Source organism: Pseudomonas sp. MPDS, assembly GCF_013283895.1.
GTDB lineage: Bacteria > Pseudomonadota > Gammaproteobacteria > Pseudomonadales > Pseudomonadaceae > Aquipseudomonas > Aquipseudomonas rhizophila.
This window is the reverse complement of sequence record NZ_CP054128.1, coordinates 4,626,800-4,651,839: the sequence shown is the minus strand read 5'-3', so window position 1 is coordinate 4,651,839 and position 25,040 is coordinate 4,626,800. Positions and strand designations below refer to the sequence as shown.

Sequence of the window (25,040 nt, the reverse complement as noted above, 5' to 3'; positions counted from 1 at the left end):
TTTTTTGGGGGGCTACTTCAGTTCGGGCAGCCGCGCTTCGTTTTTGACTTCTGTTTGAGCGACCGCGTCGGCCGGCAGCACCACGCGCTGTTTGCTCAACAGCTGGCCCATGTTCGCCAATACCCGATACATCGAGTATTCCTCGGTGTAGCGCACTTCGGTGTAGCGACGGTTGGCGTTGTACAGCTCGTTTTCGCTGTCGAGCACATCAAGCAGGGTCCGCTGGCCGAGACCGAACTGATCCTGATAGGCGGCGCGTACACGGGAAGTGGTTTCGGCATATTCCCGGGCGGTGGGGGTCTGCTTGCGGGCGTTGAGCATCGCGTTCCAGGCCAGGCGGGTGTCTTCGTTGAGCTGGCGCAGGGCGTTGTTGCGGATGTCCATGGCCTGGTTGATCTGGTGGGCATTGGACGCCAACCGCGCCTTGTCGCTGCCGCCGCGGAACAGGTTGTAGTTCATCACCACGCCGACCCGCCAGTTGTTGTCGTGGCCTTCTTCGCCGCCGAGGTTGTTATTGGCGCCCACCGCCGCCTCGGCGTCGAACCGCGGATAGAACGGCGACTTGGCCACTTCATACTGGCTTTCGGCGGACTGTACGTCGGCCTGGGCCGATTTCAGGTACGGGTTGTTATCCACCATGCTTTGCTGGGCTTGGCGCAGGTCAGCGGGCATCTCGCCTTTGGTCGAGGGCGGTGTTTCCAGCTCATCGGGCATGCGTCCGACCACGCTGTAGAAGTTAGCCTCGGCGTCGGCCAGATCGACCTGGGCGGTGTCGTAGTTGTTTTCCGCCAGGGCCCGGCGAGCATTGGACTGATCGGAGTCGGCGGTACTGCCCACGCCACGCTCGGTGCGCAGGCCGATCTGGTCGTTGACGCGCAGGTGAGCTTGCAGGTTGTTCTTGGCCAGGGTCACCAGCTCGCGACGCTTGAGCACTTCCAGGTAAACCTCGATGGTGCGCAGCGCCAGGTCCTGGGCGGTGCCTTGGGCGTAGTAGGCCCGGGAATTGACCACGCCTTTGGTGCGTTCCACTTCATTGGCGGTGTTGAACCCGTCAAACAGCATCTGCCGCAGGCGCAGCTCCGACTGGGTGTAAGTCAGGATATTGGTGTGGTGATTGCCCAGCGCCCGGGTGTTGGTGTTGTCGCTGTAGCCGCGCCCGTAGCCGGCATTCAAGTCCACCGACGGGAAGAACCCCCCTCTGGCGACCTTGACGTCTTCATTGGCCGACAGACGGCTATCGACCCGTTGCGCCAGTTCCGGGTGAGTAGCAATGGTGCTCTGGATCGCTTCGGTCAACGACATGGCCTGCGCTGAAGAAGAGCAGGCCATGGCCAGCAAAACCGCGCTGCAGAGGGGGGAAAGAACGCGCATGGGGTGCATCTCCTAAGGTCTGTTGTGCTTCGCTGTCGCCAAAATATTGACGTATTTAAGATCAAAACCGTTTCAAGCTTGTAACAACACAGCTAAGAACATCCTGCGCAAAACCTAAGAAGAATTTCTCATAAGACTTATGCCAAAAAAAACTTATGTGCTTGGAAAAAAGCGGCACATTGTTCAAAGCGAAAGCCTTTGAATCTGCGGGTCCTGACGGATTTTGGGCGTCAATAAAGTTCCATAATCATTTTGAAGCGATGTGAAGAGGTGCCGAAAAGGACGACCTGAAAGGCGATTTTAAGTGACGGTTTTTTGTCATTGTGGCGAATAGCTAGCGCCTTTTACGTCCCCGAAAGCTGGCAGATTTTCCAGATTCCCTGGCTGCCAACCCGAGCACCAATTCTTCACCCAGACAGGTGCCGACTGCGGTTGGCAACGGAGGAATGCACATGGCAGCGCTCATCGGTACCGTCAGCAAGGTGGTAGGACAGGTTTTCGCAGAAGCCGTCGGCGGTCTGCGGCGACCTCTGGTTGAAGGTGATCGGCTCTATGCCGGTGAGCACCTGATCACCGGGGCCGAAGGGGCGGTGGCTGTGCAGTTGCAAAACGGCAAGGAGTTGACCCTGGGCCGCGGAAGTGACCTGACGCTGAGCCCGCAATTGCTCGCCAACCAGGCCTCTGCTAGCGATACGCCTGAGGCCACCACACCCAGTGATGCGCAACTGACTGATGTGCAAAAACTGCAACAAGCCATCGCCGCCGGCGCTGACCCGACCCAGACCGGCGAGGCGACGGCTGCAGGCGCCGAGGGCGGTAACCCGGGGGGCGTGGGTGGCGGGCACAGTTTTGTGTTGCTGGAAGAGGTCGGCGGGGAAGTCGATCCGCAGATCGGTTTTCCCACCGCCGGGTTCAACGGGATACCCGAGTTTCCAGACCTGCGTCTGGCCGGTGATCCGGATGACGGCGGCGACGATGCAATCGTGTCACCGGTAGACCCTGAAACCCCGGACAACCCCGTTACCCTTGATGGCTTGACCGTGGATGGCGGTGAATTGACCGCCAATGAGGCGAACCTGTCTGACGGTTCCGCCAGCAATCCTGGCGCGCTGGTGCAAAGCGGCAGTTTCACCATTTCCGCGCCCGATGGGCTGAGCAGTCTGAGTATCGGTGGAATCGCCGTGATCACCGGTGGCGTGCCCGCAGGTTTTCCCCAATCCATCACCTCGGCGCTGGGCAACACGTTGACCATCACCGGCTACAACCCCGCGACCGGTGTGGTCAGCTACAGCTATACCCTGACGGACAATGAAAGCCATCCCGCCGGGGGCGGGGCCAATACCATCAGCGAGCAGTTCCCCGTCGTGGCCGTCGACAGCGATGGCGACACAGCTACGGGGACCCTGGACGTCAACATCACCGACGACGTACCCCAGGCGATTGACGACAGCCACGCCAGCACCGCATCGGAAAGTCTTGTCACGCTCACCGGCAACGTCTTGCCCAACGATCATCAAGGCGCCGACCGCATCCCCACCGGTCCTGACAGCGGGCCGATCATTGGCGGCACGTTCACCGGCACCTACGGCACCCTGGTGCTGAAGCCCAACGGCACGTACACCTACACCCTCAACACCAGCGACCCGCAATTCGTGGCGTTGCACGGCGGCGGAAGTGGCACTGAAACCTTCACCTACACCCTGACCGACGCCGATGGCGACACCAGCACCGGCAACCTGGTGTTGCAGGTACACAACAACGACGACCCGGTGATCATCGAAGGCCTGGACACCGAAGGCGGTGAGCTGAACCTTCAGGAGAAAAACCTCAGCGACGGCACCAGCCCGGACGCTCCAGCGCTGACCCAAAGCGGCACCTTCACCATCACCGCGCTGGACGGTGTACAGACCCTGAGCGTGGGCGGCATCAATGTCGTCACGGGCGGTGTTGCGGCCGGTTTCCCACAGTCCATCACCACGGCATTGGGCAATACGCTGACTATCACCGGCTTCAACGCCGCCACGGGCGTGGTGAGTTACAGCTACACCTTGATGGACAACGAAGCCCACGCAAACGCCAACGGCGCCAACAGCCTCAGCGAGCAATTTACCGTCGTGGTCACCGACGACAACGGCACCACGGCCACTGGCAATCTGGACGTGAATATCGTTGATGATGTGCCTCAAGCCGTGGACGACAGCAACGCCGGCACCGCCTCGGAAACCAACCTGACCCTGACGGGCAGCGTGCTGACCAATGACACCGAAGGCGCGGATCGTGTGGCGTCCGGCCCGGTTACGCCTGGTACCTTCACCGGCACTTACGGCACGCTGGTTCTCAACGCTGACGGTTCCTACACCTACACGCTCAACACCGCCGACGCCGACTTCAAAGGCCTGCACGGCGGCGGCAGCGGTAGCGAAACCTTCACCTACACCCTGACCGACGCCGATGGCGATACCAGCACCGCCAACCTGGTGCTACAGGTGCACAACAACGACGACCCGGTGATCATCGAAGGCCTGGACACCGAAGGCGGTGAGCTGAACCTTCAGGAGAAAAACCTCAGCGACGGCACCAGCCCGGACGCTCCAGCGCTGACCCAAAGCGGCACCTTCACCATCACCGCGCTGGACGGTGTACAGACCCTGAGCGTGGGTGGCATCAATGTCGTCACGGGCGGTGTTGCAGCCGGTTTCCCACAATCCATCACCACGGCCTTGGGCAACACGCTGACCATCACCGGCTTCAACGCCGCCACGGGCGTGGTGAGTTACAGCTACACCTTGCTGGACAACGAAGCCCACGCAAACGGCAACGGTGCCAACAGCCTTAGCGAGCAATTTGCCGTCGTGGTCACCGACGACAACGGCACCACGGCCACTGGCAATCTGGACGTGAATATCGTTGATGATGTGCCTCAAGCCGTGGACGACAGCAACGTCGGCACCGCCTCGGAAACCAACCAGACCCTGACGGGCAGCGTGCTGACCAATGACACCGAAGGCGCGGATCGTGTGGCGTCCGGCCCGGTCACGCCCGGTACCTTCACTGGCACTTACGGCACGCTGGTTCTCAACGCTGACGGTTCCTACACCTACACGCTCAACACCGCCGACGCCGACTTCAAAGGCCTGTACGGCGGCGGCAGCGGTAGCGAAACCTTCACCTACACCCTGACCGACGCCGACGGCGACACCAGCACCGCCAACCTGGTGTTGCAGGTACACAACAACGACGACCCGGTGATCATCGAAGGCCTGGACACCGAAGGCGGTGAGCTGAACCTTCAGGAGAAAAACCTCAGCGACGGCACCAGCCCGGACGCTCCAGCGCTGACCCAAAGCGGCACCTTCACCATCACCGCGCTGGACGGTGTACAGACCCTGAGCGTAGGTGGCATCAATGTCGTCACGGGCGGTGTTGCGGCCGGTTTCCCACAATCCATCACTACGGCCTTGGGCAACACGCTGACCATCACCGGCTTCAACGCCGCCACGGGTGTGGTGAGTTACAGCTACACCTTGCTGGACAACGAAGCCCACGCAAACGCCAGCGGTGCCAACAGCCTTAGCGAGCAATTTGCCGTCGTGGTCACCGACGACAACGGCACCACGGCCACCGGCAACCTGGATGTGAATATTGTTGATGATTTGCCCACCGCCCATGCTGATTCCGCCTCGGTGGACGAAGGCGGGACGGTCAGCGGCAACGTCCTGAACAACGATGTGGGCGGTGCCGATGGACCCGCCGCAAGCGGCGCGGTGATCGGTGTGCGTGCTGGCAGCGACACCTCAACCTCGGCGGTTGGCGGCCTCAACACCCAGATCAACGGCACCTACGGCTATCTCACGCTGGACGCCAATGGCAACGCCGTTTACCACAGCAACCCGAACACCGTCAGTGCACCCGGTGCCACCGACGTATTCACCTACACCGTGCGCGATGCCGACGGCGATGAAAGCACCACCACCATCACCATCGATGTCTACCACAGCTGCCTCGTCGCTGAAACCGATCAGGACATCACCGTCTACGAAAAAGCCCTGGACCTGAATCAGGACGGTCAGGACCTGGCTCCCGGTACCGTCACCGGCAGCGCGCCGAACGCTACCACTGAAACGGCCAGCGGTAGCCTGGTCGGCTCGGTCACAGGTGCAATCGGCGCCGTCACCTTCGCCCTGGTAGGCAACGCCACCGGTGCCTACGGCCAGTTGCTGCTCAACCCGGACGGTTCCTACACCTACACCCTGACCTCGCCAGCCACCACCGCACCTTCGGCCAACGATGGTCCGAATGTCCTGAGTGAAAGCTTTACCTATCAAGCCACCGATTCGCTGGGCAATACCGTCACCAGCACCATCGTTATCAACATCGTTGACGACGTACCCAACGCCCATGCCGATTTGGCTTCGGTAGTGGAGGGCGGCACGGTCAATGGCAATGTGCTGGACAACGACGTGCTCGGCGCCGACGGTGGCGCAGTGATCGGCGTACGTGCCGGCAACGACACTTCAACCCCTGCAACAGGTGGCCTCAACACCCAGATCAACGGCACCTACGGCTATCTCACGCTGGACGCCAATGGCAACGCCGTTTACCACAGCAACCCGAACACCGTCAGTGCACCCGGTGCCACTGACGTATTCACCTACACCGTGCGCGATGCCGACGGCGATGAAAGCACCACCACCATCACCATCGATGTCTACAACAGTTGCCTCGTCGCTGAAACCGATCAGGACATTACCGTCTACGAAAAAGCCCTGGACCTGAATCAGGACGGCCAGGACCTGGCCCCCGGTACCGTCACCGGCAGCGAGCCGAGCGCCACCAGCGAAACCGCCAGCGGTAGCCTGGTCGGTTCGGTGACTGGTGCCAGTGGTGCGCTGACGTTCAGTCTGGTGGGCAACGCCACCGGCGCCTACGGCCAGTTGTTGCTCAACCCCGATGGCTCGTACACCTACACGCTGACTTCGCCCGCCACGACGGCGCCCAACGCCAACGACGGCCCGAATGTATTGAGCGAAAGCTTCACCTACCAGGCCACGGACGCCTTGGGCAACAGTGTCACCGGCAACCTGGTGGTGAGCATCGTCGACGACGTGCCCACGGCCGTCGCGTCCGAGCGTTCGGTGACGGCGGTGGAGATCGACTCGAACCTGTTGATCGTGCTCGATGTGTCCGGGAGCATGGCCGACCCCTCGGGTGTACCGGGGCTCTCGCGGCTGGACCTGGCGAAACAGGCCATCAGTGCCTTGCTCGATAAATACGACGATCTGGGGGATGTGAAAGTCCAGCTCGTGACCTTCAGCAGCAGCGCCACCGACCAGACTTCCGTGTGGGTGGACGTGGCGACCGCCAAGTCGCTCCTCTCCGGCCTGTCAGCGGGCGGTGGGACCAACTACGATGCGGCGGTAGCGGCGGCCAAGACCGCGTTTGTCACCTCGGGGCAACTGACCGGAGCACAGAACATTGGCTACTTCTTCTCCGACGGCAAGCCCACGACGGGCCAGGGGATTGATGCGGCGGACGAAGTGGCGTGGAAAGCATTCCTCGACGCCAACGGCATCAAGAACTACGCCATCGGCCTGGGCGGCGGTGTCAGTGACACTCACCTCGACCCGCTGGCCTACGACGGCAGCACCCACACCGACACCGACGCGGTGCTGGTCACCGACCTGAACCAGCTCAACTCGGTGCTCTCCGGCACCGTGCAGGGTGTGCCCGTCACTGGCAGCCTGCTGGGCGAGGGTGGCTCGTTCGGCGCCGACGGCGGGTTTGTCAAAAGCCTGGTGGTCGATGGCACCACCTACAGCTACGATCCGGCCGCCAACGCCGGTCAGGGTGCCTTGACCGCCAGCGGCGGAGCCAACCATGGCACCTTCAACACCGCCAACAACACGCTGAGTATCGCCACCGACCACGACGGCACGCTGGTGGTGAATCTCGACACCGGCGAGTACAGCTACACCTCCCAGACCGCCACCAGCACATTGATCACCGAGACCATCGGCTTCACTGTCAGCGACAACGACGGCGACCTGGCCAGTTCCAGCCTGGTGGTCAAGGTTCTCCCCAACAGCCCGCCCGTGGCAGTCGACGACAACATCATCACCAACGTCCTGTCGGGCAACATCGTGATCCCGGGAGAAATGCTGCTGGGCAACGACAGCGACGCCAACGGCGACCCGCTCACGGCGTCGCCCACCGGCTTCAACACCGGCTGGGTTGCCAGGGGCGCAGACTTCACCGGCAGTACCGGCACGGTCAGCTTCACCGGTAACAACGTGCAGTCGATCAACCTCAACCGCGGCGCTTTTGTCGCCAATGCCGCGACCATGACCGCGGTGCTGGTGGTCAGCGGTGCACTGGGGATGGTGTCCAACCACAACACCAACGATGAAGACCGGCTCAACATCAGCCTCAAGCAGGGGGAAACCCTCACCCTGGACCACAACCTGGCGGCCGGACGGATCGCCCTGGAGTACTCCCTCAACGGCGGGCCTTTCATCGCGATCACCGACGGTGCCTCGTTCACCGCGGCGGCCGATGGCAACTACCAGATCCACGTCACCAACATCGCCAATGGCAGTGGTGGCAACCCCAACGGCGCGGAAAACTACCAACTGACCTTGACCGTCAACTACGCCGGCGCCCAGGACAGTACGCCGGATTACCACGACAGCTACACCGCCAGCGACAATCACGGTGGCAGCGACAGCGCAGCGGTCGGCATCAGCTATCAGGCTGGCCACACCCTGACGGGCACGACCGGAGACGACGTGCTGATCGCCGGCGAGGGGGACAACATCCTCAACGCGGGTGACGGCAACGACATACTCAGCGCCGGTTCGGGCAACAACGTCTTGCATGGCGAGGCGGGCAACGACTTGCTCTACAGCGGCGCCGGCAACGACCTGCTCGACGGTGGCACCGGCAACGACACCGCCAGCTACGCCCACGCCAGTGCCGGGGTTACGGTGAACCTGGGTCTGTTAGCCGCGCAAAACACCGTGGGCGCCGGCATCGACACCCTGGCGGGCATCGAAAACCTGGTCGGCTCGAACTTCAACGACACCCTCACCGGCGATAGTGCCAGCAACCGCATCAACGGCGGCCTGGGCGACGACGTGCTCAATGGCGGTGGTGGCGATGACGTGTTGATCGGCGGCCTGGGCAACAACACCCTGACCGGAGGCAGCGGCGCTGATACCTTCCAATGGCAGGTGGGCAACAGCGGCCATGACCTGGTCACGGACTTCACCCCAGGCCTCGACAAACTTGACCTGTCGCAACTGTTGCTGGGGGAAAACGGCAGCAGCGCGTCCCTGGACGATTACCTGCACTTCAGCGTCACCGGCAGTGGTGCGTCGGTCATGACCAGCATCGACGTCAGCTCCACGGCCGGCGCCGCGCCGAACCAGACCATCGATCTGGCCGGCGTCAACCTCGCCAGCTACTACGGCGTCACACCGGGCGTGGACGGCATGATCGCCGGCGCGGATACGGCGACCATCATCAACGGAATGTTGAATGATCACTCGTTGAAGGTGGACACCGTGTGAGGTGAACTGAAACAACAAAACCCGTCATGTTCAAATAGGATATGGCGGGTTTTGTGTTTTTGAGGGGATGCACGCTTTTCGGGTGAAGGACATCCATACTCCTGTGGCGAGGGAGCTTCGCGCCGACTTCAGGGCTTATGCAGGGTTTTTTGCTTGAGGATATAAACCGTCACCAGTACCGCACTGGTCAGCATGAATGCGCGCGCCCACGGCAGGGGCACCAGGTAGCAGGACAGGAGGATGCTCACCCACATCAGGCTGATGGCGTAGACCTTGCCCTTGAGCGGGATGCCGTTGCCGCTGAGGTAGTCAGCGATCCAGGGCCCGAGCCGCGGATGGCCCACCAGCCAGCGATAGAAGCGTGGCGAGCTGCGGGCGAAGCAGGCTGCGGCCAGTAGCAGGAAAGGGGTAGTGGGCAATACGGGAATGAAGATCCCGATGACCCCCAGCACCACGCTCAACCAGCCAATGGCCAGCAGGGCGTAGCGCAGGATCAGCGAGCGGTTGCCGATGGGCGCGGGCACCCGGTGGCTCAGTGGTGGCGCGGCTTGAGGATCGCCGGTTTCTCGTCCGGGGCGTTGCACAGCAGGTACAGGGCGGTGAGGGCTTCAGGGATCTGCACGATCATGTCGTCCATCAGGTTCGCGTCGGCGGCGATGTCGGAAAACTCCGGTTGCTCGTCGAACAGACCGGAACCGACCATGATCGGCAGCAGCATTTCGCTGACTTCTTCCTCGGCGGTTTCGAACCAGGCGGCTTCGCGCAGGAACACGCCTTCCATGAAACCGATGCACCAGCCACGCAGTTCCGAATCGTCCGGGTCATCGCCCAGGTCCAGCTCGCATGGCAATTCGAATTCTTCGTCGGAAGCCAACTGACGGGCGATGTGGGCCTTGAGCAACACCAGCGTGGTTTCGATGACCTCACGCTCGGCATCGTCGGCGTAATGCGGCTCTTCGGCGAACAGCGCGTCGATCCACTCACGCTCCGGCACCTGTTCGGAGCAGATGGACAGGGCGGTCAGGTAGCCGTGAGCGGCCACGTAATCCAGCGCCTCTTCGTGCAGCTCATCGGCGTCGAGGAAGACTTGCAGGCGGGTCAGTTGCTCAGCGAAGGACATTACAGGCTACCTTGGGGAATAAACAATGCGGGAATTCTAGGCCTTCTTGAGCGCCCAGGCCAGCCGCGTGGTGTATTTGCCTCTCCAATGCCCGGGGTGGACACAAATTTGCGCTCGCCCACAGATCAAATGTGGGAGCGAGCCTGCTCGCGATAGCGGTGGAGCAGCTTGCATTGATGTTGAATGGGCCGATGTCATCGCGAGCAGGCTCGCTCCCACAGGGACTGATGGCAACCGGAAGACCCCCGACACCTCTTGTCAGCATCACCCTTTACAACGAAACCCTCGGGTATACTGCCGCGTTTTGTGATGCCCTGCGGCGTCCCGGCGTTTCGAAACGCGCACTTACGATTTGCCGGTGCAGCGTTTTTGATTCTGAACCAGCCTTGCAGGGATGTTTCGGTGATTTTTGGAGTTTTTATGCTCGAACAGGCTCAACGCGTCCTCAAGGACATCTTCGGCTACGACAGTTTTCGTGGCCGCCAGGGTGCCATTATTGAGCGCGTGGCCAGCGGTGGCGATGCCTTGGTGCTGATGCCCACCGGCGGCGGCAAATCGTTGTGCTTCCAGGTGCCGGCGCTGTTGCGCAACGGCCTGGCGGTAGTGGTCTCGCCGCTGATTGCGTTGATGGACGACCAGGTCGCGACCCTTGAAGAGCTGGGGGTTGCAGCCGCTTCGCTGAACTCGACCCTCAGCGCCGAGCAGCAACGGGACCTGGCGGCGCGAATCAAGCGGGGTGAAATAAAAATGCTCTACCTGGCCCCGGAACGCCTGGTGCAGCCGCGCATGCTGGCGTTCCTGCAGAGCCTGGAAATCGCTCTGTTTGCCATCGACGAAGCCCACTGTGTGTCCCAATGGGGCCACGACTTCCGTCGTGAATACCTGCAACTGGGGCAACTGGCCGAACTGTTTCCCGACGTGCCACGTATCGCCCTGACCGCCACCGCCGACAAACGTACCCGCGAAGAAATCGTCGAACGCCTGCATTTGCAGAACGCCGAGCGCTTCCTTTCCAGCTTCGACCGACCCAACATTTTCTACCGCATCGTGCCCAAGGAGCAGCCGCGCAAGCAGTTGCTGGCGTTTATTGCCGAGCGGCGCAGCGATGCCGGCATCGTTTATTGCCTGTCGCGCAAAAAGGTCGATGAAGTGGCGGCGTTTCTCTGCGAGCAAGGCTTTCCGGCATTGCCGTATCACGCCGGCCTGCCCAATGACCTGCGGGCCTATCATCAGAAGCGCTTCCTCAATGAGGAAGGCCTGATCATGGTGGCCACCGTGGCGTTTGGCATGGGCATCGACAAGCCCAACGTGCGTTTCGTCGCGCACCTGGACCTGCCCAAATCCCTCGAGGCGTATTACCAGGAAACCGGGCGCGCCGGCCGTGATGGCTTGCCGGCCGACGCGTGGATGGCCTACGGCCTGCAAGACGTGGTGATGCTCAAGCAGATGCTGCAGAACTCCGAGGGCGACGAGCGCCACAAGCGTCTTGAGCAGCATAAGCTCGACGCCATGCTTTCGCTGTGCGAAGAGACCCGCTGCCGGCGCCAGACCTTGCTGGCCTATTTCGACGAAGACATGTCCCAGCCTTGCGGACATTGCGACAACTGTGTCGACGGTGTGGAAACCTGGGACGCCACCGAGCCGGCCCGCCAGGCGTTGTCGGCGATTTATCGCACCGGGCAGCGCTATGGCGTGGGGCATCTGGTGGACGTGTTGCTGGGCAAGGACAACGAAAAGGTGCGCAGTTTTGGCCACCAGCATCTTTCGGTGTTCGGTGTGGGCAAGGCACGCACGGAAAGTGAGTGGCGTTCATTGTTCCGCCAGCTCGTGGCCCGCGGGTTGGCCGATATCGACCTGGAAGGCTACGGCGGTCTGCGCCTGAGTGCGAGCTGCCGTCCCTTGCTCAAAGGCGAGGTCTCCCTCGAACTGCGCCGTGATCTCAAGCCGGCAACCGCGATCAAGAACAGCAAGAGCCAAGCCAGCCAACTGGTGCGCGGCGAAGAGCGCGACCAGTGGGAAGCCTTGCGCGCCTTGCGTCGCAAGCTGGCCGAAGAGCATGGCGTGCCGCCGTATGTGATCTTCCCCGACTCGACGCTGCTGGAAATGCTCCGCAGCCAACCCACCTCCCTGGCGGAAATGGCCCGGGTCAGTGGCGTGGGCGCGCGCAAGCTGGAGCGTTACGGCGAAGCCTTCCTCCAAGTGCTGGGCGGCGAGGTCGAGGCGCCGAAAGCGGTGGCCGATGTTCGTCACGAATTGATCACCCTGGCCCGCGCCGGCATGACCCCGTTGCAGATTGCCGGACAACTGCAATGCTCGGAAAAGAACGTTTATACGATGCTGGCCGAGGCCATCGGCAAGCAGCAGTTGTCTTTGGAGCAGGCGTTGGATTTACCCGAGGAATTGATGGGCGAGGTGCAGGATGCGTTTCTGGACGGCGAAGGCGAGTTGCCAGCGGTGTCGGAAGTTGCAGCACTGTTTGTCGGTCGGGTTCCGGAAGGTGTCCTGTATTGTGTCAGGGCTGCGTTGCAGTCGGAATTTGAAGTCTGATCAGTGAGTTACCTTCCTTTAACGATTCACTACAGGGTAAACCTTGCCTGAATCCGAAGCTCATGCTTAGCTGACTAATAATTAGTTTTTCTCTATTTCAGATCTGATGAGTTTTTTTATGCCGTTAACCGATCAACACCGTTTTGGCATGCAGTTGGCACAGATGTCTCGAGGCTGGCGCGCCGAGCTGGATCGTCGCCTGGCCGGGTTGGGTCTGTCTCAGGCCCGCTGGCTGGTGCTGTTGCACCTGGCCCGTTTCGAACAGGCGCCGACCCAGCGCGAACTGGCCCAGAGTGTCGCTGTCGAAGGCCCGACCCTGGCCCGGTTGCTCGACAGCCTGGAAGCTCAGGGCCTGGTGCAGCGTCAGGCCGTGGCCGAGGATCGTCGTGCCAAGAAAATCGTGCTTTGTGCACCGGCGCTGCCGCTGATCGAACAGATCGAAACCATTGCCACGCAACTGCGCCGCGAGTTGTTCGAGGGGGTCGATGAAGCCGACATGCGCGTGTGCATGCGGGTCCATGGCACGATTCTGGCCAATCTGGAAAAATCCTGAGGCATATCCCAGGCATCAGACTTTTGAGATTCGGCGGTTCGCGAACTATAACCAGTACTTAGGCGCTCAGTCTGGTAATCAAAAGGGATGCCCATGCTTGTAAGTTTGCAGTGCACGTTGCGCAGTTGGCTCAACGTGTTGGTAGTCGTGGCAGCCATGGGGTATTCGGCGTTGGCATCGGCGCTGGGGCTTGGGGAGATCACCCTCCATTCCGCCCTGAATCAGCCGTTGCGTGCCGATATCGCCCTGGTCGATGTGACCGGGGTAAGTGAAAGCGATTTGTCGGCCAGCCTGGCGAGCGCGGACGATTTCAGCCGTGCCGGCGTGGAGCGGGTGTTCTATCTCAATAGCTTGCGCTTCACGCCAGTGCTGCGCGGCGAGCGCGGCTACATTCGGGTGACCTCCAGCAAACCGGTGGAGGAACCCTTCCTCAATTTCCTGGTGCAGCTCAATCAACCCAACGGGCGTCTGCTGCGCGAATACACCGTGCTGATCGACCCACCGGGCACGCCGGGTATCGTACCGGCGCGGGACGAGCCAGCCGCCGCGGCCCAGGCAACGCCTGCGATCAAGCCGCCTGCGGCTACTCAAGGCAAGCGCTATACCGTCGTGCAGGGAGACAACCCCTGGTCCATCGCCAAACGCCTGCATGACGCCGGCAGCAATGCTTCGGTCAATGAGCTGATGCAGGGCATCCAGGCCCTGAACCCCGGCAGTGACCGGCTTTCCGTGGGCCAGCGTTTATTGCTGCCCGATTCTGCGGTGCTGCCATCAGCGACAGAAACGGCTGCCGCCCCGGCCTCCGCCATGTCCGACGAGCAACTGGCCGCCAGCGTGCTGCAAAACGAGCAGCAACAAAAAACCATCGAGCAACTGCAGGCGCTGCTCCAATCCCAGGACGAAGAAATCGCGAGTCAGCGCAAGCAGATCAGCGAGTTGCAGACACAACTGGCCGAGGTCGCGCCAGCCCCTGCTGAATCTGCGCAGCCGGAGTCTGTGCCTGCCGCAACCCCCGCGCCGCCAGATCAAGCACAACCCGTCACAGAACCGGTCCCGGAACCAGAGGAGGGCATTAACTGGTTGTGGATAACGGCGCTGGTGGGGCTGTTGGGGTTGCTCGGGTTATTGCTGTTTCTTCGTCGACGGCAGCAAGAACAGGCCGAAATGGAGCCCCTGCCCGAGCGTCCTGAACCGATGCTTGAAGACGACACCCAAACCTACGCTTCGACCGCCGACACGGAACAGCCTGAGGCCGCCACGTCGTTCAGTAACGGTGATGCACCTTTGGGGGACGTGCTGGAAGGGGTCGGGATTTACCTGACCTACGGTCGTTTCACCGAAGCGGCGGGATTACTGCGCGCCGCGCTGCTGACAGAGCCCGCGCGCACCGACCTGGGCCTCAAGTTGCTGGAAGTGCTGGGCAAGCAGGGCGATACCATCGGTTTCCAGGCCCAGGAACATCATTTGTTGGCGCAGGGCATTGACGTCAGCACACTCGAAGAAATCCGCGGGCGTTATCCGAAGGTCGCCGCGGTGGCCGCGCCCATGGTCACAGAACCTCTGCCGCCGCTGACTGACGTCGCTCCTGCGTCCAGTGACGAGTTCGAACTCGATCTGGATGCGCTGTCCATGGAAACCAGTTGGGACCTTGCCGAGCCGCAGCACAGCACCACTGAAAAAACCCCTGTTGCGCCCGAAGGCTTTGGGGACTTGTCGCTTTCGAGTTTCGACGCGCCGGACCTGCAGTGGAGCGCACCTTCGGAAACTGAATCGCTGGACGATGCATTTCTCGACGGGTTTGCCGATGAAGAGCAGTCGCTGGAACTGGAGCCGATGGTCCTCGAGCCTGTCCACCAAGAGCCTCAGGTACCGGAACACTCCGACAAGCTGGAGCAAGCGCAGAACTGCATTGACGATGGCGATCTGAAAACCGCCGTCACACTGCTGGAAGAGTTGCTCGAAGAGGGCAACGAACCTCTCAGGCAAACCGCGCGTGTGCTCCTGGCGGGGATTCGCTGAAGTCCTTTATTAGTGAGCCTGCTGGCCCCTTCGCGAGCAGGCTCGCTCCCACAGGGGATTTGCGGTGAACGCCAAGCCCGCGAACGACACGAAACCAATGTGGGGGCTGCTGCGGATACAGGGCCATCAAAACGTCTGCCCCAGATTCAGATACACCGCCCGCTCGTCATCATCGTTAAACCCATAGCTGAAATTCAGTGGCCCCAACGGCGTATCAAACCCCAGGAAAATACTGGCGGCATTGATGTAGCCGCTGTCGAACTCATTGTCGTTGTTCCACGCCCGGCCGCGTTCCAGGGAGCCGCCGATGTACAGCGGGAAATCCAGCGGCAGGTAGGCTCGCGGTGTGAGCCTGCGGTAATACACGGCGCGCATCAGGCTTATGTTCTGCCCGGAGATGCCGTCTTGGCGAAAGCCCGACAGTTGCCGCGCACCACCGAGTACAAAGCTTGAAGTCACCACTTCAGCGGTGTCCAGGGTACGCCCGTAACGCCCACCGAGGATGAAGGTGTCCGGGCCGTGGCTCAGCGCCTTGTCCAGATTGAGTTCCCATTGGCGGTAACGCTGGTCGGAACCCAATCCCGGCTCATACTGGCGCCAGGTCAGGCCGATGTCTTCGCCTTCATGGGGGAAGTACACATTGTCGAAGGAGTCGAATGAATACTTCAGGTCGTAGAAGCCTTCATTGAAACTTTCGCTGGGCTGGTCGTGATCGCCAATGCGTACATCTGCCTCGCCCCAGGCTTGGCCGACACCGAAACGGATTTCGCCGCTGTTGCCAATCTGCCGGCCCAGGTTCAGGCCAAAGCCATAACGTTCGACGCGGTACTGGGCCACCGGGTCGTTGTCCAGGATGGACTCGACGTTGCGGGATTCGAATTGCCCGTAGGGTGCGATGAAGTAGCGCGAGCCGACATCCAGCGGCTGGTAAAACTCGCTGTACAGCTCCTGCTTGTCGCCAATCTGTGCCCGGGTCAGCCACTCGGCGCCGAGGCGATTGATGCCATTGACCCGATAGCTGGCGCCGAGGTTGAAAGCGCTGTCGCCGCGCATGTCGTCCGACAGGCTCAACCCCAGCCGCAGGTAATCGGTGCCGGTGCGTTTGCCCCGGGCACTGATGACCAGCGTATGGTCCGGGGCCTTGTGCACTACGCGGTATTGCACCTGCTCGAAGTAATCCAGCCCGTACAACGTGCCCATGTCGGTCTGCAAACGACCCAGGTCCAGCGGCTCGCCGACTTGCTGGCGAACGTAATAGCGAATCACGTCGTCACCGACTTTGGAGTCGTTCTCCACGCGAATGGCGGTGATGACCGGCGTGCGCTCGCTTGGGGTACGCGCCGCCATGAGCTCGGGGTCGGCCGGCTCCGTGGGGCGCAGGTGCGCCAGGCGGGCCTCGAGTATTTGGGTGGCACGGTAACCGGCGTCGATCATTTCCTGGGCGCGGCCGAAGTCTGTGGCGCCGAAGCTCGCCAGCGCCGGCTGGATCAGCACATCGTCTTCTCTGAGCGTTGCCAATTGTTCTTCGGAGTTGCGCCGGGTCATCAGGGTGGTCGACTGGTTCAGGACGTCGATCACGGTGACCAATTGCTTGCGGGTGCTCAGCGGGGTGCCGATGTCCACCACGATGGCCCTGTCCACGCCCATTTCCCGGGCCACATCCAGCGGGATGTTGTCGGTCATGCCGCCATCCACCAGCAACCGGCCGTCCAGTTCCACCGGCGCGAATACCGCCGGGATCGACATGCTGGCGCGGATGACCTTGGGCAGGTGGCCCTTGCGAAACACCACTTTCTCGCCACTGGCGATGTCGGTCGCCACGGCGCGGAAAGGGATTGGCAGTTTGTCGAAGTCCCGGGTGTCGCTGGCGTGGGCCAGCAGGCTTTCGAGCAGCAGGGCCAGGTTCTGCCCCTGGATAACGCCCAAGGGCAGGCCGAGGCTGCCGTCATCACGAAAGCTGAGTTTCTGTTTCACCAGAAAGTCCCGGTCATCCTGCTTGCGCCGGAACGGCACGTCCTTGCGCGGCGGAGCGTCGGACAGGGCCTGTTGCCAGTCGATGCCCAAGGCGAGTTTTTCCAACTCGTCGATTTTGTAACCTGAGGCATACAGTCCACCGATCACTGCGCCCATGCTGGTGCCCGCGATGGCGTCGATCTGGATGCCTTGCTCCTCCAGGGCCTTGAGCACCCCGATGTGGGCCAGGCCCCGGGCGGCGCCGCCGGACAGTACCAGGCCGATTTTCGGATGCGGCGCCTCGACGGCGGGCTCGTTGGCATGAACGAGCAGGGGCAGCAGTAGCAGAAGCAGGCAAGGCAGCAGGCGGCGCATCGTCAATCTCGGGGCGGGCAATCAAAGGCAGGTATTATAGCGATGCCTTTGCCCCCAGGAGTTCACCCGCAATGACCGAGCACAAGCCGGAAGTCGTCATCACCTATTGCACCCAATGTCAGTGGCTGCTGCGCGCCGCCTGGCTGGCTCAGGAACTGCTCAGCACGTTTAGCGACGACTTGGGCAAGGTGTCGTTGGTGCCGGGCACCGGTGGGGTGTTTCATATCAGTTGCGATGGCACGCAGATCTGGGAACGCAAGGCCGATGGTGGTTTTCCCGAGGCCAAGGTTCTCAAGCAGCGGGTCCGCGACCGGATCGACCCGGAGCGGGACCTGGGCCACAACGACCGGGTTCAGTGAGACGCGGCTTGGGCGCTTACACCCGGTTTCTTTGTGCCGCCACTGAGTTGGCTCGACATCACGATCGCGACGATGATCAGCGCGCCACCCAGCAGCATGCGCAACGTCGGGTTTTCATCGAATAGCAACCAGGCGATGGTGATGCCGTAGACCGGTTCCATGGCAAACACCACCGCCGCCGTGCGGGCCTTGATCACCGCCAGGCTGGCGACAAACAGGCTATGGGCCAGGCCGGTGCAGAACACCCCCAGCAGGGCGATCCAAAGCCAGTCGACAGGGCGCACGTCAATCAGGTGCGGCGCTGCCATTGGCAACAGGCAAAAGCCGACCACCAGGTTTTGGCACAAAGCGGCCTGTACCGGCGGCACCCGTGTGGAACCGGCGCGGTTGACCAGCGAAAGCAGCGAGAACAGCAACCCCGAAAGCACGGCCCACAGCAGGCCGGTGGTGGCGCCGCTGGCCAGGTCGAAGTGCGGTGTGACCAGCACCAGGCCGATGCTTACCATTGCCACCAACAGGATTTCATTGGCACGGATCCGCTCGCGGAAAATCAACCCTTCGAGCAACACCGTGAAGGCCGGGAAGCTGGTAAAGCCCAACGTGGCGATTGCCACACCGGCGACTTTGACCGATATGAAGAAGCTCACCCAGTGTCCGGCGAGCAATAGGCCGCCCAGCAGCAGGCGTCGAAGGTCCTGTGCGTGGAGCTTGTGCCAGCGGGCGCTGCTGGCGAAGCGGGCAAAAAACGCCAGGGCCAGCACGGCGAATACGGCGCGGCCGAACACAATGACCGCTGGCGAGGCGGCGGCGAGCTTGCCGAATACACCGGTCAGGCCAAACATGAGTGCGCCAATGTGCAGGGCGCCGAGGGCGGTACGGGGAGTCATTGCGATCCTTGTCCAACGGTTGAGCGTCTGGGTATTGAACCCGCTACCGGCCGTTCATGTCTGTCGCGATCCTCGCGTTTTTTAGCGCGAAGCTAGCGCTGGCGCCGCAGCTTGCCCGGTGAGGCGCCGAATTCGCGCAGCACTGCGGCGGCAAAGGCGCTTTGCGAGCTATAACCGACCCGGTGGGCGATTTCACCGATGGGCAGTTGCGAATCACGCAGCAGGTCCACCGCCTTGTGTAGACGGCGACTGCGGATGTAGTCCATCGGGGTTTGCCCGCATTCAGCGACGAAGCGTGCATGCAAGCGGGCACTGGAGAGCCCGGCGACCTGGGCCAGGTCCGCCACTTGCAGCGGATAGGCGGCGTACTGGTCAATGTGGGCGTTGAGCGCCGCATAGGGCAGGCGCCGGCCGCCGACGATGTCCTGGCCAGTGCCATTGAGGCTGGCCAGGAGCAGCACGGCCCCTTGTTGGGCGATCACCGGGTCGTCCACCGGGCTGCCCGCCAGCCAACTGACCAACTGGCTTTGCCCCGCATTCAGGGGCCTGCGCGCGGCATTGTCGAGCAATCGGCGGCTGGCGTCGGCGTGATCACCCAAGGCTTGCCCGATCCAGTCATCGCTCGGCACATCCAGCACCAGGCAACGGCTGCCACGGGGGCTGCCGCAGGCGTGATGGGCACCGGCGGGTATCACCACGAAACTCTGCTGCACGACCTGGCTGCCACAACCTTCGACCTCGAAATCCAACAGCCCGGACAACCCGAACACCAGTTGGGCGTGGTCGTGGCTGTGGACAATCAGGTCGTGGCTGTAATGGCGTAGCGTCAGGGTCGGTCTCATCTCGGTCTCCCGGGGCAGGCCGTCAGCATACACCGAGGCCACGCTGCTTCGCGCTGTCATGTAACGGACTTGTGTTTGTCATGGGGTATTAACCGCAGGGAGGCACAGTGGCTAAAACGATCAGAGGGTTGCCCATGACCAGCGCCGAGCTCGCCAGACCCAGCCGCAAACAGCGTGTTCGCACCTTATGGATTTCCGATGTGCACCTGGGCACCCGGGACTGCCAGGCCGAGCATTTGTCGCAGTTTCTCAAGGGCTACCATACCGACAAGATCTACCTGGTGGGTGACATCATCGACGGCTGGAAGCTGCGCGGCGGCATGTACTGGCCACAGGCTCACACCAACGTCATTCGCCGCTTGCTGACCATGAGCAAGCGCGGTACCGAGGTGATCTACGTCACCGGTAACCATGACGAATTTCTGCGGCGATATTCGAAGCTGATCCTGGGCAATATCCAATTGGTGGACGAAGCGGTGCACGTCACCGCGGACGGCCGGCATTTGCTGGTGATCCATGGCGATCAGTTCGATGTCATCACCCGGTACCACCGTTGGCTGGCATTCCTTGGCGATTCGGCCTACGAGTTCACCCTGACCCTGAACCGCTGGCTCAACCATTGGCGGGCCCGTTATGGCTACGGTTACTGGTCGTTGTCGGCGTACCTCAAGCACAAGGTCAAGACGGCGGTCAGCTTCATCAGCGACTTCGAAGAAGCCATCGCCCATGAATGTGTGAAGCGTGAACTGCACGGTGTGGTGTGCGGACACATCCACCATGCCGAGATGCGCAGGGTGGGCGAGGTGGAGTATCTCAATTGTGGCGATTGGGTCGAGTCGTGCACGGCGCTGATCGAGCATTGGGACGGGTCGATCGAGTTGTATCGGTTGGCCGATGCCCAGGCGCGGGAGGCGTTGATCCGGGCTGAGTTGAAAGTCACCGAACCGGCGTGAGCCGATCTGACGCCATCGCGGGCAAGCCTTGCTCCCACAGGTATTCACAGCCTGCGAGAGCAAGCACCAGCTGTGGGAGCAAGGCTTGCCCGCGATGGACCGCATAGCGATCCCAGCAATCAGTCAGGCTTGAGCCTGTTCAGCCATCGCCGCCTTGTAGATCGACTGCTTCGGTGCGGCAAACAGCCTTTCCAGCATCGGCTCGAAGAAACTCAACGGCAGGGTGTCGTACTCGGCATCGAACGCCGCGGCGTCGTATCGGGCGCAGAAATCAATGGTCGCCTGGTATTGGGGATGCGCTTTGAATTGCTCGCGCAGGTGCCGGTCCATGCCCAGGTGATGGAAGAAGTAATAGCCCTGGAATATCCCGTGTTTCTCCACCATCCACAGGTTTTCGGCGCTGACGAACGGCTTGAGGATGGCGGCGGCAATGTCCGGGTGGTTGTAGCTGCCCAAGGTGTCGCCGATGTCGTGAAGCAAGGCGCAGATCACATATTCCTCGTCCCGTCCGTCACGATAGGCGCGGGTGGCGGTTTGCAGGGAATGGGTCAGGCGATCCACCGGAAAACCGCCGAAATCGCCGTCCAGCAACTTCAAATGGGTCAGGATTCGACCCGGTAATTGCCGGGCATAGGCGCTGAAGTCGGCGGCGATGATTGCCCAGTCTTCCTCAGTACCGTCCTTCATGTGGGTAAAGCGCGCGTGGGAGTTCATGGGCAGTCCTTTGAGAGTGGCTAGAACGCAACCTTGCCCCGCAGCATGTCGCGGTACATGACGAAATCGCCGAGCAGGCTGTAGAACGGGTGCTGGAACGTGGCGGGACGGTTCTTTTCAAAGAAGAAATGCCCGACCCAGGCAAAGCCGTAGCCGGCAATGGGCAAGACGATCAGCCACCAGCCGTTGCCGACGATCAGAGCCAGGGCAAAAATCAGGATGACCAGAGAGGTGCCGATAAAGTGCAAGCGCCGGCAGGTGCTGTTGCTGTGTTCGCTGAGGTAATAGGGGTAGAACTCAGCGAACGTATTGAAGCGTCTGGTGTTTTCCACGACTGCGGGCTCTGTGGTTATTGTTCTATTGGTTCTGGGCGACCAACGGTTTGATTGAAGTCTAGAGCGATCACTTGCAACGACCAGTGACAATGGGCGCCACTTTAGTATCCTTCGCAAATCCAGCCGTACCCTGCGGCTCGTCATGCAAGTAAAACGTCATGAGCGAACGAACGACTTCTTCAAGCTGGGCGATGGGGATTGTCAAGGCACTGGAAATGGACGGCCTGGATTGTCGGATGCTGTTCAAACAGCTGGGGCTGGACTATGACGCGCTGGAAGATCCAGATGCACGTTTCCCCCAGGATTCGATGACCCGACTCTGGCAACGCGCCGTGGAGTTGTCGGGCAACCCGGCCATCGCTTTGAACATGGGTAAAGTGGTGCGCCCGGCGTCGTTTCACGTGGTCGGGTATGCCTTGATGTCCAGCCGCACGCTGGTCGAGGGTTTCCAGCGGCTCGTGCGTTATCAGCGGATCATCGCTGAAAGCGCCGACCTGAGCTTTCGTCAGATGGAGGGGGGCTACGGGTTGGTTCTGACAGTGCATGGCGACCATCTCCCGCCCACCCGCCAGAGTGCCGAGGCTTCCCTGGCCTGTGCGCTGGCCATGTGCAACTGGTTGACCGGACGCACCCTGCACCCGATGAAGGTGCTGTTCCAGGGCGCCGAACCGGTTGATCTGGCGCCTTATCAACAGGCGTTTCCCGCGCCACTGATGTTCGGCGCACCTTACGACGCGTTGATCTTCGAACGTAGTGACATGGAAGCACCGTTACCCACCGCCAACGAGGCCATGGCGCAGCTCCACGACCGGTTTGCCGGTGAATACCTGGCGCGTTTTTCCGAAAGCCGCGTGACCCACCAGACCCGGCAAGTGTTGTGCCGGCTGCTGCCACGGGGCGAGCCTAAGCGTGACGTGGTGGCGCAGACGCTGCACCTGTCCCAGCGCACCTTGCAGCGACGCTTGCAGGAAGAGGGCACCACTTTCCAGAGCCTGCTCGATGACACCCGCCGCGAACTGGCCGAACAGTATCTGGCGCAGCCGGCCCTGACCCTGTTGGAAATCGCCTATCTGCTGGGCTTCGCCGACCCGAGCAATTTTTTCCGGGCCTTTCGACGCTGGTTCGACACGACGCCCGGCGAATACCGGGCGCGGTCAAACGGCCAGGCCGGTCAGTGACGCCAGAACGCCGGGATACACAGCGCGAACACGGTGATGATCTCCAGTCGGCCCAGCAGCATGCCAGCCGACAGAATCCACTTGGCCGCATCCGGCAGCGGCGCAAAGTTGCCGGCCGGGCCGATGGTCTCTCCCAGTCCCGGGCCGACGCCGGACACGGTGCTGGCCGCGCCGGTCAGGGCGGTCATCCATTCCACGCCCAATAGCGAGAGCAGCAGGGCGATCACGCAGATGGTGATGGCGAAGAAGAACGAGAAGGTGAGAATCGAGCGTACGATTTCTTCGTCGAGGCGGTGGCCGTTGTATTTCTGCTTGATCACCGCGCGCGGGTGGATCAATTGCTTGAGGTTGGCCCTGAGCAGGATGTAGGCAACCTGGAAGCGGAAGATCTTGATCCCGCCGGCCGTCGAACCGGAACAGCCGCCGACGAAACCCAGGTAGAAGAACAACATCAGCGAGAAATTGCCCCACAGGCTGTAGTCTCCCAGCGCGAAGCCTGTGGTGGTGACGATCGACGTCACGTTCAACGCCACATGCCGCAGGGCCTCCAGCCAGTGCAGGTCGGTTGTCGCCCAATACCAGGTGCCCAGTACCACCCAGGTCACCAGCAGCACCGCCAGCAGGCCTTGGACCTGTTGGTCCTTGATCAGCGCCCGGCGATTGCCCCGCAGTGTCGAGACGTACAAGGCAAACGGCAGGCTGCCGAGGATCATGATGACGATAGTGACCCAATGCACCGCCGGTTCGGTCCATTTGGCCAGGGATTTGTCCGACGTCGAGAACCCGCCGGTGGAGATCGCCGACATCGCATGGTTGATGGCATCGAACAGGTTCATCCCCGCCCACCACAGTGCGAGGGTGCCGAGAATGGTGATGCCTACATAGGACGCCACGATCAGCCGCGCCACCATGTGGGAGCGGGGCATGACTTTCTCCGAGCGGTCGGAGGATTCGGTCTGGAACAGTCTCATGCCACCGATGCGCAACAGCGGCAGGATCGCCACCGCCATCGCAATGAAGCCGATCCCGCCGAGCCAGTGCAACAACGACCGCCACATCAGGATGCCGGGGGACATGTTATCCAGGCCGCTCAGGACCGTGGCGCCGGTGGCGGTGATTCCGGACATGCTTTCGAAGAACGAGTCGGTGTAGCTGATGTGCTGGGTCAGCAGGAAGGGCAACGCGGCAAAGATACACACCACCAGCCAACTGCTGACGGTCAGCAGGTACATGTCCCTGGGCCGCAGATGCACGTGTTCCGGGCGTCCGGGAAGGATCAGGGCCAGGCCGGCGACAAAAGTGATCATGCTCGACCAGAGGAACGATGGCAGGTCGTTGGTGCGCTCGAAGATCAGCAAGGTGGCCATGGGCACGACCATGAAGATCGCCAGGGTGATCAGGAAGATGCCGATGATGAAACCAATGATCCGTAGGGTCGGCAACGCCATGAAGTCCGCTCGGGCTGAAAGGGAAGGGCGTCATTCTACCCGCGACAAGCGGCATGTAAACCGGCACCCGGTGGCGCGTGAGGCCAGTGGCCTGCGCAATGGACTTCTGGTTGCGGAATTTGAGCTAACGAACTCGCCGTACAAGCCACTAGAATAGCTGGACATTTTTTCAGGAGGTGGCCGATGCAGGCTCTCGACGCTTTGCTCAACCGTGTTTCCGTCCCGCGCCTGGTGGACCCGGCGCCTACCGCCGAACAGCGCGAGGTCATGTTCGCCGCGGCGATGCGGGCTCCGGATCATGGCCAGTTGCGGCCATGGCGATTTCTGACGGTCGAAGGGCAGGCGCGTCATCGCATGGGCGAGCTCCTGGCCGAAGCGGCGCGGTTCAATGATCCGCTGGTAGCCGAAGCCGTCGTGGAGAAGGCGCTCAACGGCCCGCTGCGCGCACCGCTGGTCGTGGTGGTGATTGCACGGTTGCAGGACCATTTCAAAATCCCCAAGTCCGAACAAATGCTGGCGGCCGCCTGCGCAGCCCACGCAATCCTGTTGGCGGCTTACGCCCAAGGGGTGGGCGGAGTCTGGCGTACGGGTGAGCTGGCGTATTCACCTCATGTGGCCAAGGGGCTTGGTCTTGAGGACGGTGAAGAGGTGATCGGTTTTCTCTACCTGGGCACACCGCAGAAAGAGGCCCGCACGGCGCCGAAGGAAGATGTCGGGCAGTTTGTCCGGGAGTGGACGGGCCCGCAGATTTAGCGTCTGGCGCAGCTTCTGTGGTGAAGAGGACTTATCTGTGGCGAGGGGATTTATCCCCGTTGGGC

At 61.7% G+C, this 25,040-nt stretch carries 16 protein-coding genes and 1 pseudogene; 8 read left to right on the top strand and 9 right to left on the bottom strand.

Annotation, left to right across the window (positions count from 1 at the left end; genetic code table 11):
• Window positions 1–12: 12 nt before the first annotated feature.
• On the bottom strand, window positions 13–1,371 hold the full coding sequence (locus tag HQ912_RS20395; protein ID WP_107322109.1) for a TolC family outer membrane protein: 1,359 nt from the start codon (window positions 1,369–1,371) through the stop codon (window positions 13–15).
• 452 nt (window positions 1,372–1,823) lie between these two features.
• On the opposite strand from HQ912_RS20395, the gene HQ912_RS20390 reads away from it, so the two are divergent.
• The gene (locus tag HQ912_RS20390) at window positions 1,824–8,939 is read left to right on the top strand and encodes a retention module-containing protein (protein ID WP_173407228.1); all 7,116 of its coding nucleotides are present in this window, start codon (window positions 1,824–1,826) and stop codon (window positions 8,937–8,939) included.
• A gap of 128 nt (window positions 8,940–9,067) precedes the next feature.
• Here HQ912_RS20390 and HQ912_RS20385 read toward each other — a convergent pair whose 3' ends face one another.
• On the bottom strand, window positions 9,068–9,463 hold the full coding sequence (locus HQ912_RS20385; RefSeq protein WP_173407227.1) for a YbaN family protein: 396 nt from the start codon (window positions 9,461–9,463) through the stop codon (window positions 9,068–9,070).
• An 8-nt stretch (window positions 9,464–9,471) separates the two neighbouring features.
• Window positions 9,472–10,059 (bottom strand): YecA family protein, encoded by a 588-nt coding sequence (locus HQ912_RS20380; RefSeq protein WP_047226200.1) that lies wholly within the window; start codon window positions 10,057–10,059, stop codon window positions 9,472–9,474.
• Window positions 10,060–10,479: 420 nt separating this feature from the next.
• Between HQ912_RS20380 and recQ the strand changes: the two genes are divergently transcribed.
• The 3 genes from recQ to HQ912_RS20365 all read left to right on the top strand — a co-directional run bounded on the left by recQ (window position 10,480) and on the right by HQ912_RS20365 (window position 15,178).
• On the top strand, window positions 10,480–12,606 hold the full coding sequence (gene recQ, locus HQ912_RS20375; protein WP_047226201.1) for a DNA helicase RecQ: 2,127 nt from the start codon (window positions 10,480–10,482) through the stop codon (window positions 12,604–12,606).
• A 118-nt stretch (window positions 12,607–12,724) separates the two neighbouring features.
• Window positions 12,725–13,159 (top strand): MarR family transcriptional regulator, encoded by a 435-nt coding sequence (locus HQ912_RS20370; RefSeq protein WP_047226202.1) that lies wholly within the window; start codon window positions 12,725–12,727, stop codon window positions 13,157–13,159.
• Between the two features lie 93 nt (window positions 13,160–13,252).
• A complete protein-coding gene (locus HQ912_RS20365) occupies window positions 13,253–15,178 on the top strand; it encodes a FimV/HubP family polar landmark protein (RefSeq protein ID WP_047226203.1) in 1,926 nt (641 codons plus the stop codon).
• A 126-nt stretch (window positions 15,179–15,304) separates the two neighbouring features.
• Here the strand turns inward: HQ912_RS20365 and HQ912_RS20360 are convergent, their stop codons facing one another.
• Window positions 15,305–17,506, bottom strand: a complete 2,202-nt coding sequence (locus HQ912_RS20360; RefSeq protein WP_047226204.1) for a patatin-like phospholipase family protein — start codon at window positions 17,504–17,506, stop codon at window positions 15,305–15,307.
• 71 nt (window positions 17,507–17,577) lie between these two features.
• Here HQ912_RS20360 and HQ912_RS20355 point away from each other — a divergent pair, with 71 nt between their 5' ends.
• A complete protein-coding gene (locus tag HQ912_RS20355) occupies window positions 17,578–17,865 on the top strand; it encodes a SelT/SelW/SelH family protein (RefSeq protein ID WP_047226205.1) in 288 nt (95 codons plus the stop codon).
• On the opposite strand, the gene HQ912_RS20350 is transcribed toward HQ912_RS20355, so the two are convergent.
• Window positions 17,859–18,752, bottom strand: coding sequence for a DMT family transporter (locus tag HQ912_RS20350; RefSeq protein WP_107322115.1), 894 nt, complete (start codon window positions 18,750–18,752; stop codon window positions 17,859–17,861). The two genes, HQ912_RS20355 and HQ912_RS20350, sit on opposite strands and share 7 nt — an antisense overlap.
• Before the next feature lie 92 nt (window positions 18,753–18,844).
• The gene (locus HQ912_RS20345; protein WP_047226207.1) at window positions 18,845–19,594 is read right to left on the bottom strand and encodes a helix-turn-helix transcriptional regulator; all 750 of its coding nucleotides are present in this window, start codon (window positions 19,592–19,594) and stop codon (window positions 18,845–18,847) included.
• Between the two features lie 134 nt (window positions 19,595–19,728).
• Here HQ912_RS20345 and HQ912_RS20340 point away from each other — a divergent pair, with 134 nt between their 5' ends.
• Entirely contained in the window at window positions 19,729–20,547 is an 819-nt protein-coding gene (locus tag HQ912_RS20340) for a UDP-2,3-diacylglucosamine diphosphatase (RefSeq protein WP_047226208.1), read from the top strand.
• A 123-nt stretch (window positions 20,548–20,670) separates the two neighbouring features.
• Here HQ912_RS20340 and HQ912_RS20335 read toward each other — a convergent pair whose 3' ends face one another.
• Window positions 20,671–21,261 (bottom strand): HD domain-containing protein, encoded by a 591-nt coding sequence (locus HQ912_RS20335; RefSeq protein ID WP_107322116.1) that lies wholly within the window; start codon window positions 21,259–21,261, stop codon window positions 20,671–20,673.
• Window positions 21,262–21,281: 20 nt separating this feature from the next.
• The gene (locus HQ912_RS20330; protein WP_173407226.1) at window positions 21,282–21,593 is read right to left on the bottom strand and encodes a DUF962 domain-containing protein; all 312 of its coding nucleotides are present in this window, start codon (window positions 21,591–21,593) and stop codon (window positions 21,282–21,284) included.
• A gap of 161 nt (window positions 21,594–21,754) precedes the next feature.
• On the opposite strand from HQ912_RS20330, the pseudogene HQ912_RS20325 reads away from it, so the two are divergent.
• Window positions 21,755–22,811: pseudogene (locus HQ912_RS20325) on the top strand (AraC family transcriptional regulator).
• Here the strand turns inward: HQ912_RS20325 and HQ912_RS20320 are convergent.
• Complete coding sequence (locus HQ912_RS20320; protein WP_173407225.1) at window positions 22,768–24,222, bottom strand: TrkH family potassium uptake protein; 1,455 nt, start codon at window positions 24,220–24,222, stop codon at window positions 22,768–22,770. The pseudogene HQ912_RS20325 and the gene HQ912_RS20320 overlap by 44 nt on opposite strands.
• A 183-nt stretch (window positions 24,223–24,405) precedes the next feature.
• Between HQ912_RS20320 and HQ912_RS20315 the strand changes: the two genes are divergently transcribed.
• On the top strand, window positions 24,406–24,975 hold the full coding sequence (locus HQ912_RS20315) for an NAD(P)H nitroreductase (protein WP_047226212.1): 570 nt from the start codon (window positions 24,406–24,408) through the stop codon (window positions 24,973–24,975).
• The last annotated feature ends 65 nt before the right edge of the window (window positions 24,976–25,040 follow it).

Excerpts from the sequence above, each read along its gene's own strand:
- HQ912_RS20395 (WP_107322109.1), bottom strand. The coding sequence starts at position 1,371 with ATGCGCGTTCTTTCCCCCCTCTGCAGCGCGGTTTTGCTGGCCATGGCC.
- HQ912_RS20390 (WP_173407228.1), top strand. The coding sequence starts at position 1,824 with ATGGCAGCGCTCATCGGTACCGTCAGCAAGGTGGTAGGACAGGTTTTC.
- HQ912_RS20380 (WP_047226200.1), bottom strand. The coding sequence starts at position 10,059 with ATGTCCTTCGCTGAGCAACTGACCCGCCTGCAAGTCTTCCTCGACGCC.
- recQ (WP_047226201.1), top strand. The coding sequence starts at position 10,480 with ATGCTCGAACAGGCTCAACGCGTCCTCAAGGACATCTTCGGCTACGAC.
- HQ912_RS20370 (WP_047226202.1), top strand. The coding sequence starts at position 12,725 with ATGCCGTTAACCGATCAACACCGTTTTGGCATGCAGTTGGCACAGATG.
- HQ912_RS20365 (WP_047226203.1), top strand. The coding sequence starts at position 13,253 with ATGCTTGTAAGTTTGCAGTGCACGTTGCGCAGTTGGCTCAACGTGTTG.
- HQ912_RS20360 (WP_047226204.1), bottom strand. The coding sequence starts at position 17,506 with ATGCGCCGCCTGCTGCCTTGCCTGCTTCTGCTACTGCTGCCCCTGCTC.
- HQ912_RS20355 (WP_047226205.1), top strand. The coding sequence starts at position 17,578 with ATGACCGAGCACAAGCCGGAAGTCGTCATCACCTATTGCACCCAATGT.
- HQ912_RS20350 (WP_107322115.1), bottom strand. The coding sequence starts at position 18,752 with ATGACTCCCCGTACCGCCCTCGGCGCCCTGCACATTGGCGCACTCATG.
- HQ912_RS20345 (WP_047226207.1), bottom strand. The coding sequence starts at position 19,594 with ATGAGACCGACCCTGACGCTACGCCATTACAGCCACGACCTGATTGTC.
- HQ912_RS20340 (WP_047226208.1), top strand. The coding sequence starts at position 19,729 with ATGACCAGCGCCGAGCTCGCCAGACCCAGCCGCAAACAGCGTGTTCGC.
- HQ912_RS20335 (WP_107322116.1), bottom strand. The coding sequence starts at position 21,261 with ATGAACTCCCACGCGCGCTTTACCCACATGAAGGACGGTACTGAGGAA.
- HQ912_RS20320 (WP_173407225.1), bottom strand. The coding sequence starts at position 24,222 with ATGGCGTTGCCGACCCTACGGATCATTGGTTTCATCATCGGCATCTTC.
- HQ912_RS20315 (WP_047226212.1), top strand. The coding sequence starts at position 24,406 with ATGCAGGCTCTCGACGCTTTGCTCAACCGTGTTTCCGTCCCGCGCCTG.